The sequence below is a fragment of the Burkholderia sp. DN3021 genome, from assembly GCF_049805555.1.
GTDB classification, from domain to species: Bacteria; Pseudomonadota; Gammaproteobacteria; order Burkholderiales; family Burkholderiaceae; genus Burkholderia; species Burkholderia pyrrocinia_C.
On the sequence record NZ_JBNCAB010000020.1, the window covers coordinates 14,071 to 26,646 of the forward strand.

A 12,576-nucleotide genomic window follows, 5' to 3' on the forward strand; every position below is an offset into this window, starting at 1 on the left:
GCGTTCACCGATGCAACATCGCGCGCGGTTTCGTGTATCGGCAAGCCGGCTCGCCCATGCGCATCCACGCGCATGCCGGTTGACGGCGGTCGGCGTTGCGCGCTCCCCGCGCGCCGCGTGGCGGTCGTTTCCCGATAAGATGGCAGATTCCGTTCATCGAACGATGCCGCCATGACCGCCCCTTCCTCACAGCGAAACCCCATCCACTGCGAAATCGATCTCGACGCGCCAGGCAAGCATGCGGGCTACCTGCGGCTGCCGCATTCCGTGCACCGCTCGGCGTACGGGTGGCTGCCGATCCCGATTGCGTCGATCCGCAACGGCGACGGCCCGGTCGCGCTCGTGATGGCCGGCAACCACGGCGACGAATACGAAGGCCAGATCATCGTGTCGCAGCTGATGCGCGAGATCGAACCCGAGATGGTCAGCGGGCAGCTGATCCTGCTGCCGATGGCGAATTTCCCCGCTGCAGACGCGGGCCTGCGCGTATCGCCGCTCGACGAAGGCAACCTGAACCGCAGCTTCCCCGGCGATCCAACCGGCACGCCGACGCAGATGATCGCCCACTACATCGAGCACGCGCTGCTGTCGCGTGCGCAGTATCTGGTCGACCTGCATTCGGGCGGCAGCTCGCTGCTGTACCAGGGCGGCAACATGCTCGCGATCGATCCGCTCGACGCGGACGAAGCCGCGAAGCTCAACGGGCTGCTGGTCGCGTTCGGCTTGCCGAATGCGCTGCTGCACGCGCCGAACCCCGTGCATTCGGCATCGGCGGCGCGCCGCCAAGGCGCGATCTCGATCGTGACCGAACTGGGCGGCGCGGGCATGGCCGATCCGTCGCTGATCCGGCTCGGCCGCCACGGGCTGCTGCACTACCTCGGTTATATCGGCCTGCTGCGCGGCGCGCTCGTGCCCGACGCACCGCCGACCGTCACGCGCTTCATGCGCGTCGACGGCGACCGCCACTTCGTCTATGCATACGAGCGCGGGCTGTACGAGCCGCTCGTCGAACTCGGCGACCAGGTGAAGGCCGGACAGCCGGCCGCGTGGGTGCATTTCCCCGATACGCCGCTGCACGAACCGATGCTGCACCGGTTCAACGGCGACGGCGAAGTGGTGTGCAAGCGCGTGCCCGCGCAGGTGCGGCGCGGCGATTGCCTGTTTCAGCTGGCGGAGTTGTCGGCTGCGCCGAGTGTCGGCCAATGAGTCGGATCCTATCGTTCAGGAAATCACGAACATGAAATGTCCTGCCTGCGGTGGCGCGCAACTGATCCGTGACACACGCGATATTCCGCACACCTGCCAAGGTCGCTCCACGGTCATACCGCGCATCACCGGCGACTTCTGCCCTGCATGCGGGGAATTCGTGCTGGACCTTGAAAATGCAAGCCGCCTCGGCGAAGCCGTGACACGGTTCGCAACACATATACAAGGCCGATCGACGTAGCCGCGCGACATCCGTCGCCCCACATGCATCAAACGAGTGCTTCTGCACGGAGCGCCCCATTCGGCTGACCCCACCCCATTCCCGCTGCAAGCCTTCTGACGCCTGCCGCGAAATCCTTATCGAAATTGCTTCGTTCGCCTTTGCCGGCCGCGCCGCTAACGTGTTCGAAACGGCGGCGGCCCGCCACATGCATCGCACGATGCGCACCGGCTGCCGTCATCACGACAACCGCGCCGCGATAACGGAACAGACCGGACGGGCCGCGTGCCCGAGCCCCGAACGGAACGTCCGCATCGCGCGCCCTTCGCGATGCCCATGGCCACGAACGACCGCCTCATCGACACGACGCCGCTCGACGTCCGCGCGCAGCCGCTGATCGACGCGCTGATCGACGAGTATTCGACCCGTTACAACGCGTACCGCCCCGATAGCCGCGCGTCCGCACGCGACGAACTCGCGCGCTACCCGGCCGAACTGTTCGCGCCGCCCGAAGGCGCCTTCGTGCTGCTGCTGCGCGACGGCGAAACGATCGGCGGCGGCGCGTTCAAGCGCTACGACGCGCAGACCGCCGAGCTCAAGCGCATCTGGACGCGCACGGACCTGCGCCGTCAGGGCCTCGCGCGGCTCATCGTCGAAGCGCTCGAGCTGCGCGCCGCGCAGCAGGGCTATCGCCGCCTGTACCTGACCACCGGTTTTCGCCAGCCCGAAGCGTGGGCGCTGTACGACCGCACCGGCTATACGCGGCTGTTCGATTCGTCGATCGACCCCGAAGCGTATTTCCACCTGCGGTTCGGCAAGGATCTCGCCGATCCGTCGCGCACGTCGACGCTCGCCGACCTGTGGGCGCCGTTACCCGAGCCGGTGCTGCCGCGCTGAGCCCACCGCTCCACCCGACTCCGCTCCCTACGACACCACAACAGGACGTTTTCATGCAACGAGCCGTACCGCTTTCTTCCCGTGCCATCCGCACGCTGGCCGCCGCGCTGATCGGCCTGACCGCGTTCGCCGCGGCCGCCGCGACGTTCGACCTGAGCCCCGAGCAGCGCGGCCGCCCGCGCGGCGTGGCCGATGCGGCGGTCGAACGCGCGGTGCCCGCGTCGTTCAAGTTCGCCGAGCCCGGCACGCTGACGATCGGCATCGCGCCGAGCCTGCCGCCGATCAGCTCGTATGCGACCGACGCGCGCACGGTGGTCGGCTTCGACGCCGACGTCGGCCAGCTCGTGTCCGACAGCCTCGGCCGCAAGCTGAAGATCGTCGCGCTCGCGTGGGCCGACTGGCCGCTCGCGCTCGAATCCGGGAAAGTCGACGCGGTGATCTCGAACGTGACCGTCACCGAGGAACGCAAGCAGAAGTTCGATTTCTCGTCGTACCGCCACGATCTGGTCGGCTTCTACGTGCGCAACGACAGCAGGATCCAGGCGATCCGCGAGCCGAAGGATGTCGCGGGGCTGCGCGTCGTGACCGACGCCGGCACCAACCAGGAAAAGATCCTGCTCGCGTGGGACCGCGAGAACGTCGCGCACGGGCTGAAACCCGTGCAGATCCAGTACTACGACGACCAGGCGATGCGCATCGTCGCCGTACAGTCGGGCCGCGCCGATGCCGTGTTCAGCGTGAACTCGGTGCTCGCGTATCAAAGCGCGCAGCAAGGCAAGACGCGGCTCGTCGGCGCGATCAGCGGCGGCTGGCCGCGCACGGCCGACATCGCGATCGCGACGCGCCGCGGCAGCGGGCTCGCCGAGCCGCTGACCGTCGCGCTGAACGGGCTGATCAAGAACGGCCGCTACCAGCAGGTGCTCGACCGCTGGAACCTCGCGTCCGAGGCGATCGACCAGTCGCGCACGAATCCGCCGGGGCTGCCGAAGAGCTGAGCGCCGCACGCGCATACCGTCCATCCACGCCATACGCAGGAACGCCGCTCACCATGTCTTATTCGCTTTCGTTGCTGGACAAGAGTCCGATCGCCGACGGCGCGAGCGCCGCCGACGCGCTGCGCTTCACCTCGACGCTCGCGCAGCGCGCCGAACAGCTCGGCTACGAGCGCTTCTGGGTCGCCGAGCATCACGGCACGCCGGGCTTCGCGAGCTCGGCGCCGGAGATCGTCGTCGCGCACCTGCTCGCGCACACGTCGCGCATCCGCGTCGGCTCGGGCGGCGTGATGCTGCAGCACTACAGCCCGTTCAAGGTCGCCGAATCGTTCAAGCTGCTGGCCGCGCTCGCGCCGGGCCGCGTCGATCTCGGCATCGGCAAGGCGCCCGGCGGGCTGCCGCTGACCACGCGCGCGCTGCAGTGGTTCCACGACAAGGCGCGCAAGCCCGACTTCGCGGGCCAGCTCGCGGAGCTCGACGCGTTTCTCGGCTGGGGCGTCGCCGAAGATCATCCGCTCGCCGGCGCGGTCGCGATGCCGGTGCCGCCGCAGCCGCCCGAACGCATCCTGCTCGGCGGCTCGCCGGACAGCGGCGCGCTCGCCGCGCGCAACGGCTGGCGCTTCTGCTACGCGGGGCATTTCAACGGCGACGACGCGAATCTCGAACGCTCGCTCGACGCGTACCGCAGCGCGGGCGGCACGCGGCCGCTCGTCGCGCTGTACGCGGTGGCCGCGCCGACACGCGACCAGGCCGAGCAGCTGATCGGGCCGCTGAAGATCTTCAAGCTGCAGTTCGCGGGCGGCCAGAGCTTCAACCTCGCGAGCGCACAGGCGGCCGCCGAATTCGCGCGGCAAAGCGGCGCGTCCGACTACCGGATCGACGAGCTGCGCCCGACCGTGCTGGCCGATACGCCCGAGCGCGTGCACCGCGCGCTCGATGCGCTGAGCCGGCGGCTCGACGTCGATGCATTCGTGATCGATTCGCCGGTGACCGACTACGCGGCGCGGCTCGCGTCGGTCGAATGGCTCGGCGGCGCGCTGTCGGCCACGCCGCTGCAAGCGGCCCTCGCGGCCGACCGCTCCCTTTCCCCTGACCAGAACGCGTGACGCTCCCATGACGACCCGACGATCGATCCCCTTCGGCCTGATGCTGCAAGGCGCAGGCAGCCACATGAACGCATGGCGGCACCCGAGCAACCCGCCGGACGCGAGCATCAACCTCGACTTCGCGATCGGCATCGCGCGCAAGGCGGAAGCCGCCGGCATCGCGTTCGCGTTCGTCGCGGACGGCCTCTACATCAACGAGAAGTCGATCCCGCACTTCCTGAACCGCTTCGAGCCGCTGACCGTGCTGTCGGCGCTCGCGGTCGCGACGAAGAAGATCGGGCTCGCGGGCACGATCTCGACGTCGTACAGCGAGCCGTTCACGGTCGCGCGCCAGCTCGCGTCGCTCGACGCGATCAGCGGCGGGCGCGCGGGCTGGAACGTCGTGACGACGCCGCTCGAAGGCACCGCGAAAAATTTCGGCAAGGCGCATCCGGATCACGAACTGCGCTACGAGATCGCCGACGAATACCTCCACGTCGTCCAGGGCCTGTGGGATAGCTGGGACGACGACGCGTTCGTGCGCGACCGCGCGACCGGCCGCTTCTTCGATCGCGACAAGCTGCATACGCTCGATCACCACGGCCGCTTCTTCCAGGTCGCGGGCCCGCTGAACATCCAGCGCTCGCCGCAGGGGCAGCCGGTAATCTTCCAGGCCGGCTCGTCCGACACCGGCATCGGTCTCGCCGGTAAATACGCGGACGCCGTGTTCACGCATTCGCCGTCGCTCGACGAGACAGCCGCGTTCACGCGGCGCGTGAAGCAAAGCGCGGTCGAGCACGGGCGGCAAGCCGACGACGTGAAGATCTTCCCCGGCGTCGGGCCGATCGTCGGCCGCACGGCCGCCGAGGCCGAAGACAAATACCAGGCGATCCGCGACCTGCTGACGATCGACGAGGCGCTCGCATATCTCGGCCGCTATTTCGATCACCACGATTTCACGCAATACGCGCTCGACGCGCCATTCCCGGAACTCGGCGAGCTCGGCCGCAACAGCTTCCGCTCGACCACCGACCGGATCAAGGCCGACGCGAAGACCAAGGGCCTGTCGCTGCGCGAGACGGCGCTCGCGGTCGCGACGCCGCGCCCGAACTTCATCGGCACGGCCGAGCATGTCGCCGACGAGCTGATCCGCTGGCACGACGCGGGCGCCGGCGACGGTTTCATCCTCGGCTTTCCGGTGCAGGCGCAAGGCGTCGACGATTTCGTCGAACTCGTGATTCCGGTGCTCGAGGCGCGCGGCCGCTACAGCCGCGACCTGCCCGGCGCGACGCTGCGCGACCACCTCGGCCTGCCGCGCAAGGCGAGCCGCCACGCGGTGCCCGGCGCCGCGCAGGAAACGGCGGCCGAAGCGCACGCCTGACCCACCGCGGCCCGGCCACGGGCCGACGCGCCGCGCCGCCCGGGCGCGGCGCTCCCGACCGATTCGAGGACTTCCAACGACATGAGCGACACGACCCATCTCGGCGGCGCACTGCCGCCGCTCTCTTCCCCCGGCGCGCGCGAGCCCGGCACGCGGTTCCGGATCGTGCCCGCGCGCCACCGGGCGCGCACGGCCGGGACCGTGCTCGCCGTCGTGCTGATCGCGATCGCGCTGCATTCGATCCTCGGCAACCCGCAATGGGGCTGGCCGGTGTTCGCCGAATGGTTCCTGTCGCCGCCGGTGCTGTCGGGGCTCGCGCGCACGCTGGTGCTGACGCTGCTCGGCGCGGTGTTCGGCTTCGTGCTCGGCGCGTTCGTCGCGCTGGCCCGGCTGTCGCGTTCGCGCCTGCTGTCCGCGAGCGCATGGACCTTCGTGTGGCTGTTCCGCTCGATTCCGCTGATCGTGCTGCTGCTGATCCTGAACAACCTCGGCTACCTGTACGAGCATGTGCGGCTCGGCGTCCCGTTCACCGGCATCGTGTGGTTCGAAGCGCCGACGACCGACCTGATCAGCCCGTTCCTCGCGGCCGTGCTCGGCCTCACGCTGAACCACGCGGCGTTTTCCGCGGAAGTGATCCGCGGCGGCATTCTCGCGGTCGACCAGGGCCAGCTCGAAGCGGCCGCCGCGCTCGGGCTGCCGCGCAGCCGCCAGACCGCGCGGATCGTGTTGCCGCAGGCGATGCGCGCGATCCTGCCGACCGCGTTCAACGACCTGATCACGCTCGCGAAAGGCACGTCGATGGTGTACGTGCTCGCGATGCCGGAGCTGTTCTACACGGTGCAGGTGATCTATCGCCGCAACCTCGAAGTGATTCCGCTGCTGATGGTCGCGACCGTCTGGTACCTGATCATCCTGACGGTGCTGTCGGCGATCCAGGTGCAGGTCGAGCGGCACTATGCGCGCGGCGCGCTGCGCAATCCGCCGCCGTCGGTGCTCACGTTCGCGCTCGCGCGCATCGGCGTGCTGTGGCGGCGTGCCGCGTCGCGCCATTCGGCGTCGATCGTGCGGGCCGCAGGCGATACCGATACCGTGGCCGCCGCCGTGCCGCGTGCGGGCGGCGAAGTGGCCGTGCATGGCGTGTCGAAACAGTTCGGCATGCAGCGCGTGCTCGACAACGTGTCGTTCGTCGCGCCGCGCGGCAGCGTGACCGCGATCGTCGGGCCGTCGGGCTCGGGCAAGTCGACGCTGCTGCGCACGATCAACCATCTCGAACGCGTCGACGACGGTTTCATCGACATCGACGGCGAACTGATCGGCTATCGGCGCGACGGCGACGTGCTCTACGAGCTGAAGGAGCGCGAAGTGCTGAAGCGGCGCACCGCCGTCGGGATGGTGTTCCAGAATTTCAACCTGTTCCCGCACCTGACGGTGCTCGAGAACCTGATCGAGGCGCCGGTCGCCGTCGCCGGCGTCACGCGCGATGCGGCCGAGCGCACCGCTCGCACGCTGCTCGCGCGCGTCGGTCTTGCGGATAAAGCCGATGCGTATCCGCGCCAGTTGTCCGGCGGCCAGCAGCAGCGCGTCGCGATCGCGCGGGCGCTTGCGTTGCGTCCGAAGGTGCTGCTGTTCGACGAGCCGACGTCCGCGCTCGACCCGGAACTCGTCAACGAGGTGCTCGACGTGATCAAGGAACTCGCTCGCTCGGGCACGACGCTCGTGATCGTCACGCACGAGATCGGCTTCGCGCGCGAAGTCGCGGACAACGTGCTGTTCATGGAGCGCGGACGCATCGTCGAGGCCGGCCCGCCGGCCGTCGTGCTCGACGCGCCGTCGCATCCGCGCACGCGCGCGTTCCTGTCGCGGGTGCTGTGATGCGCATCCCTGCCGATAACCGGGGCGCCACACGATGATCGATCGACGTCAATTCATGACCGCCGCGCTGGTCGCGGCATCCGGCAGCCTGCCGTCGCGCATCGCGCACGCGGCGGCCGCAACCGCCGACCTCGACCCGCGCCAGGCCGGCCGGATTCGCGCGTCGCGTGACGACGCGGCCATCCGCGAGGCAAGCGGCTACCGCTGGGTGCGCGACGGCGCATTCACGGTTGCGATTTCACCGCACGCGCCGCCCGTATCGACCTACGCGACCGACGCACGCACCGTGGTCGGCGCCGATCCCGACTACGCGCAGCTCGTCGCCGATGCGCTCGGCCGCACGCTCGTGCTGGTGCCGATCGCGTGGGCCGACTGGCCGCTCGGGCTGACGTCCGGCAAGTACGACGCGGTGATCTCGAACGTCGGCGTGACCGAGAAGCGCAAGGAGAAATACGATTTCACGACGTACCGGCTCGGGCTGCACGGCTTCTATGTACGCACCGGCAGCCCGATCGCGAAGATCGCCGAGCCGAAGGACATCGCGGGCCTGCGGATCATCACCGGTGCCGGCACGAGCCAGGAGCGCATCCTGCTCGAATGGAGCCGGCGCAACGTCGCTCAAGGATTGACGGCGACCGGGTTGCTCTATTTCGACGACGATGCGACCGCGCGCGTCGCGCTGCTGTCGGGCCGCGCCGATGCGGAGCTGAACCCGAACGCGTCGCTCGCATACGAGGCCGCGCGCAGCGGCAAGATCCGCCGCGTCGGCGTCGTCAATGCGGGCTGGCCGAACAATGCAGATGTCGCGATCGCGACGCGTCGCGGCAGCGGCCTCGCGCCTGCGCTGACGCTCGCGACGAATGCGCTGATCGGCAGCGGCCGCTACGGGCAGGCGCTCGCGCGATGGGGATTGCAGAGCGAGGCGATCGCGCGCGCGGAGACCAATCCGCCGGGGTTGCCGTCGTTCTGAAGGCGTCGATGCGTCGATGCGTCGATGCCTGAGTGACATCGCCCCGGCATTCCACGATGGAAATACCGGGGCGCAGTCGAAGCAGTACCGTTCGTCGCCGAGTCGCGCCTACGCCGTCACCGCCGCTTGATATCGGTCGAGTTCCGCGACCTGCGCATGAATCGCCGGAATCAGGTCGCGGCCGTAGACCAGCGCATCGTCGAGCGGATCGAACCCGCGAATCAGGAACGTCGACACGCCGAGCCGGTAGTACGCGCCGAGCGCCCGCGCGACCTGTTCGGGCGTGCCGACCAGCGCGGTCGAATTCCAGCGCGCGCCGGTCAGGTTCGCGACACCCATCCACAAGCGCTCGTCGAGCACATCGCCCTGCGCGGCGGCGGCCATCAGCCGTTGCGAGCCCGCGTTCTGCGGCGCGTGGCCGGCGATCGGCTGGCCGTTCGCGACCCGCGCCGCACGCACGCGCTCGCGGATCGCCTCGGCCTTCTCCCACGCGGCGGCCTCGGTATCGGCGACGATCGGCCGAAACGACACGCTGATGCGCGGCGCGCGCCCGAACGGCGCGGCGGCGGCCCGCACGCGCGCGATCTGCTCGCGCACCGATGCGAGCGGCTCGCCCCACGTCATGTAGACATCCGCGTGCTCGCCCGCGACCGCGAGCGCGGCCGGCGACGAGCCGCCGAAATAGATCGGCACGTGCGGCCGCTGCGCGCCCTTCACGAGCGGCGACGCGCCGCGCAGCCGGTAGAACTCGCCGTCGTGGTCGACCGGCGCATCGGCCAGCCAGATCCGCTTCAGCACGTCGAGATATTCGCCGGTGCGGCGGTAGCGCGCATCGTGCGGCACGAAATCGCCGTCGCGCCGCAAGTCCGTATCGTCGCCGCCCGACACGACGTTCAGCGCGAGCCGGCCGCCGCTGAACACGTCGAGCGTCGCGATCTGCCGCGCGGCGGCCGACGGCACGATCACGCCTGGCCGATGCGCGAGCAGGATGCGGATGCGTTCGGTCGCGGCGGCCGCGAACGAGGCGACGATGAAGCCGTCCGCGGCGTTGCTGAAATGGCCGACCAGGATCTGGTCGAAGCCCGCCGCCTCGTGCGCCTGCGCGAAACGGCGCACGTAGTCTGGCTGGACGGCCGCGCCGCCCGGTACGTCAACCTCCGCGCCGGGCGTCGCGGTGATCATGCCGATGATGTTGACTGGCATGTCGGGATGTCCTTCTGGTTCTCGATCGGGAATCGTGGATGCGACGGCGCGATTACTGCGCGGCGGCCGTCTTTTGCGCAGGCGCCGCGAACGCGCCCGCATACGAGCGGTCGAGCAGCTTCGACGTGTCGTACGCGGCCGGAATCACGCCGGCCTTGTGCAGGAAGTCGGCGGTGTTCTGCGCGTCCTTCGCGGCCGTATCGTCGACCGGGCCCACGCGCTGCTTCGCATTGTCGAGCCAGCGGTACGCGACGTCGGGCTCGAGCTTCGCGCGCTTCGCCCACAGGTCCGCATACTCGCGCGGATGGCTGTCGACCCACTGGCGCGCGGCGACGACGCGCTTCAGGAAATCGGCGATCTCCGCACGCTTGCCCGACGCGGCCTGCTCGTTCGCGGCGACGAAGCTCAGCGCGGGCATCAGCCCCTGCGCGGTGGTGATGGGCCGCGCGCCCTGCCGCAGCGCGAGCGTGCTGACGAACGGCTCCCACAACGACACGGCATCGACCGACCCGTTCGCGAGCGCGTTGGTCGCGTCGATCGGCATCAGGTACGCGTACTTGACCGAATCCGCGCGCAGGCCCGCGTGTTCGAGCGCGCGCAGCACGAGCTGCTGGCTCCAAGCGCCGCGCCACACGGCGACGGTCTTGCCCTGCAGGTCGGCCACGGTGCGCACCGGCGAATTCTTCGGCACGAGGATCGCGACGCCGTCGAGGCTCTGCCGCGACACCGCGACGACCTTCACCGGCGCGCCGCGTGCGGCCAGCGTGAGCAGCGCGGAATCGCCGAGAAAGCCGATGTCGATCGCGTTGCCGTTCAGGCTCTCGGCGACGGGCGCGGCGGCCTGGAAGTGCTTCCACTCGATCGTGTAAGGCAGGTCCTTCAGCACGCCGGACGCCTCCATCGACGCCTGGATGTTGAAGTAGTTCTGTTCACCGACGCGCAGCGTGACGGTGTCTTTCGCGATGCCCGGCTGCGCGGCAAGCGCCAGCAAGAGCGCCGTGACGATTCGGCTCGGCAACGTAATCTCCCGGATGGTTGGCGGGCTGCCGCACGACGGCGGCGCCTCGTTGTCCGCCTTGCGCGACGGCCGGCGGAACGGATGGAACCGATGAAGATACGGCGATCCTCTTCATGAGACAAACGCAATATTCTGCTATGCAAAGATGCAAATATTTTATGGGACGAGCCGCGTCACGCGACGCCGGACGCCGCCTTCCGCAACACAGCCTTCGAACGATTCCTCGACATATATTTCGTGCACGAAATAAATCTCGGACTATATTTCGCATACAAAATAATCACCTGGAACGAGGACGGCCATGACCTCCCAACCGATCGAGTTTTCCGCCATCGACGGCTATCCGCTGCGCGGCACGCTGTGGACGCCCGATGCCGAACCGCGCGCGCTGGTGCTGATCCATCCGGCGACGGCCGTGCCGGAGCGGCTGTATGCGGGCTTCGCGCGCTTCCTGACCGAACGCGGCTTCGCGGCATTGACCTACAACTACCGCGGCATCGGCGCGTCGCGGCCCGCGCGCCTGGGCGCGCTGCGAGCCCGCATGCGCGACTGGATGGAGCTCGACGTCGGCGCCGCGACCGCATGGGCACGGCACGCGTACGAAGGGTTGCCGCTGCTGGCGGTCGGGCATAGCGTCGGCGGGCACGCGATCGGGCTGTCCGCGAGCACGACGCACCTGCGCGCGGCCGTGCTCGTCGCCGCGCATGCAGGCAGCACGCGACTGATCGCGCAGGCGGCCGAGCGCCTGAAGGTGCGGCTGATCCTGCGCGTGCTGGGCCCGCTGATGTCCGCGCTGCTCGGCTACGTGCCCGGCAAGCGGCTCGGGCTCGGCGAGGACCTGCCGGCCGGCGTGTTCCGCGAATGGAGCCGCTGGACGACGCTGCCGCACTATTTCTTCGACGATCCGACACTCGGCGCGGCCGATCGTTTCTCGAAACAGCGGCTGCCGATCCTCGCGCTCGGCTTCGACGACGATCCGTGGGCGAACCCGGCCGCGATCGACCTGCTGATAAGCTATCTGACCGGCGCGGCGGTCGAGCGCCGCCAGATCGATCCGCACGCGGCGGGCAGCGGCCCGGTCGGGCACATGGGCTTCTTCCGCAGCCGGCCCGGCACCGTGCTGTGGCCCGACCTGGCCGACTGGCTCGCGCAGGCACTCGACACGCCGCGCGCCGCGGGCCGTCCATCCCTTTCCATTGCAGCCGGGAACCCAGCTTGAGCGAAAACCGACGACTGTTTTTCCTGTTGAACATCGGCCAGCGGCGCGTGCAGCGCTGGGTCGACCGCAAGGCCGAGACCGATACGCGCGCGAGCGCCGCGCAGGCCGGCGTGCTGTTCTGTCTCGCGAAGCAGGACGGCGCGCTGATCGGCGAAGTTGGCGCCGCGCTGCAGCTCGCGCCGTCCGCGATGACGGGGCTCGCCGACCGGATGGCGAAAGCCGGCCTGCTCGCGCGCCACGCCGATTCGGACGACGGCCGCGCGACGCGCCTGTACCTGACCGACGAAGGCCACACGGCGCTCAAGCACGCGCGCGTGCTGCTGCGCGAGCTGAACGGCAAGCTGTGCGACGGGTTTTCCGACGCGGAACTCGATATCGTCGCGCGCTGGCTGCACGCGTTGCAGGACCGGTTTCCGGCGGAGCGCTGAGCAGCGGCAACGCGGACGCCGCAGCGCCTGCCGGCAGCGCATCGATTCGACAAAACCGGCTCGCGCCGGCTGCAATCGAAAGCGA

Annotated in this window: 12 protein-coding genes; 10 read left to right on the plus strand and 2 right to left on the minus strand. The window is 69.3% G+C overall.

What is annotated here, in order from left to right; all coding sequences use genetic code 11:
• Positions 1 to 171: 171 nt before the first annotated feature.
• The 8 genes from ACPUER_RS12870 (at position 172) to ACPUER_RS12905 (ending at position 8,623) form a co-directional block, all read left to right on the plus strand.
• On the plus strand, positions 172 to 1,206 hold the full coding sequence (locus ACPUER_RS12870) for a succinylglutamate desuccinylase/aspartoacylase family protein (RefSeq protein ID WP_425131287.1): 1,035 nt from the start codon (positions 172 to 174) through the stop codon (positions 1,204 to 1,206).
• Between the two features lie 31 nt (positions 1,207 to 1,237).
• Positions 1,238 to 1,447 (plus strand): type II toxin-antitoxin system MqsA family antitoxin, encoded by a 210-nt coding sequence (locus tag ACPUER_RS12875; protein ID WP_175963560.1) that lies wholly within the window; start codon positions 1,238 to 1,240, stop codon positions 1,445 to 1,447.
• A 315-nt stretch (positions 1,448 to 1,762) separates the two neighbouring features.
• Positions 1,763 to 2,323, plus strand: a complete 561-nt coding sequence (locus ACPUER_RS12880; RefSeq protein ID WP_425131288.1) for a GNAT family N-acetyltransferase — start codon at positions 1,763 to 1,765, stop codon at positions 2,321 to 2,323.
• A gap of 53 nt (positions 2,324 to 2,376) precedes the next feature.
• Positions 2,377 to 3,318, plus strand: coding sequence for an ABC transporter substrate-binding protein (locus ACPUER_RS12885; protein ID WP_175963558.1), 942 nt, complete (start codon positions 2,377 to 2,379; stop codon positions 3,316 to 3,318).
• Positions 3,319 to 3,371: 53 nt separating this feature from the next.
• On the plus strand, positions 3,372 to 4,421 hold the full coding sequence (locus ACPUER_RS12890; protein ID WP_175963557.1) for an LLM class flavin-dependent oxidoreductase: 1,050 nt from the start codon (positions 3,372 to 3,374) through the stop codon (positions 4,419 to 4,421).
• Positions 4,422 to 4,428: 7 nt separating this feature from the next.
• The gene (locus ACPUER_RS12895; protein WP_175963556.1) at positions 4,429 to 5,781 is read left to right on the plus strand and encodes an LLM class flavin-dependent oxidoreductase; all 1,353 of its coding nucleotides are present in this window, start codon (positions 4,429 to 4,431) and stop codon (positions 5,779 to 5,781) included.
• An 81-nt stretch (positions 5,782 to 5,862) separates the two neighbouring features.
• Positions 5,863 to 7,653 carry an amino acid ABC transporter permease/ATP-binding protein gene (locus tag ACPUER_RS12900; RefSeq protein WP_425131289.1) on the plus strand — a complete coding sequence of 597 codons (1,791 nt, stop codon included), beginning with the start codon at positions 5,863 to 5,865 and terminating at the stop codon, positions 7,651 to 7,653.
• A gap of 34 nt (positions 7,654 to 7,687) precedes the next feature.
• On the plus strand, positions 7,688 to 8,623 hold the full coding sequence (locus ACPUER_RS12905; RefSeq protein ID WP_425131290.1) for an ABC transporter substrate-binding protein: 936 nt from the start codon (positions 7,688 to 7,690) through the stop codon (positions 8,621 to 8,623).
• A gap of 108 nt (positions 8,624 to 8,731) precedes the next feature.
• Here the strand turns inward: ACPUER_RS12905 and ACPUER_RS12910 are convergent, their stop codons facing one another.
• Positions 8,732 to 9,826, minus strand: coding sequence for an LLM class flavin-dependent oxidoreductase (locus ACPUER_RS12910; protein WP_425131291.1), 1,095 nt, complete (start codon positions 9,824 to 9,826; stop codon positions 8,732 to 8,734).
• Between the two features lie 52 nt (positions 9,827 to 9,878).
• A complete protein-coding gene (locus ACPUER_RS12915) occupies positions 9,879 to 10,844 on the minus strand; it encodes an ABC transporter substrate-binding protein (protein WP_175963552.1) in 966 nt (321 codons plus the stop codon).
• 301 nt (positions 10,845 to 11,145) lie between these two features.
• On the opposite strand from ACPUER_RS12915, the gene ACPUER_RS12920 reads away from it, so the two are divergent.
• Both ACPUER_RS12920 and ACPUER_RS12925 read left to right on the plus strand, forming a co-directional pair.
• A complete protein-coding gene (locus ACPUER_RS12920; protein WP_175963551.1) occupies positions 11,146 to 12,063 on the plus strand; it encodes a serine aminopeptidase domain-containing protein in 918 nt (305 codons plus the stop codon).
• Positions 12,060 to 12,491: a MarR family winged helix-turn-helix transcriptional regulator gene (locus ACPUER_RS12925; protein WP_310137807.1), complete on the plus strand. Its 432-nt coding sequence runs from the start codon at positions 12,060 to 12,062 to the stop codon at positions 12,489 to 12,491. The genes ACPUER_RS12920 and ACPUER_RS12925 overlap by 4 nt, the downstream gene beginning before the upstream one ends.
• Positions 12,492 to 12,576 lie beyond the last annotated feature (85 nt).

Bases quoted from the DNA above. Each gene is read 5' to 3' on its own strand.
- ACPUER_RS12900 (WP_425131289.1), top strand. From the start codon at position 5,863: ATGAGCGACACGACCCATCTCGGCGGCGCACTGCCGCCGCTCTCTTCC.
- ACPUER_RS12895 (WP_175963556.1), top strand. From the start codon at position 4,429: ATGACGACCCGACGATCGATCCCCTTCGGCCTGATGCTGCAAGGCGCA.
- ACPUER_RS12875 (WP_175963560.1), top strand. From the start codon at position 1,238: ATGAAATGTCCTGCCTGCGGTGGCGCGCAACTGATCCGTGACACACGC.
- ACPUER_RS12890 (WP_175963557.1), top strand. From the start codon at position 3,372: ATGTCTTATTCGCTTTCGTTGCTGGACAAGAGTCCGATCGCCGACGGC.
- ACPUER_RS12880 (WP_425131288.1), top strand. From the start codon at position 1,763: ATGGCCACGAACGACCGCCTCATCGACACGACGCCGCTCGACGTCCGC.
- ACPUER_RS12885 (WP_175963558.1), top strand. From the start codon at position 2,377: ATGCAACGAGCCGTACCGCTTTCTTCCCGTGCCATCCGCACGCTGGCC.
- ACPUER_RS12910 (WP_425131291.1), bottom strand. From the start codon at position 9,826: ATGCCAGTCAACATCATCGGCATGATCACCGCGACGCCCGGCGCGGAG.
- ACPUER_RS12905 (WP_425131290.1), top strand. From the start codon at position 7,688: ATGATCGATCGACGTCAATTCATGACCGCCGCGCTGGTCGCGGCATCC.
- ACPUER_RS12870 (WP_425131287.1), top strand. From the start codon at position 172: ATGACCGCCCCTTCCTCACAGCGAAACCCCATCCACTGCGAAATCGAT.
- ACPUER_RS12920 (WP_175963551.1), top strand. From the start codon at position 11,146: ATGACCTCCCAACCGATCGAGTTTTCCGCCATCGACGGCTATCCGCTG.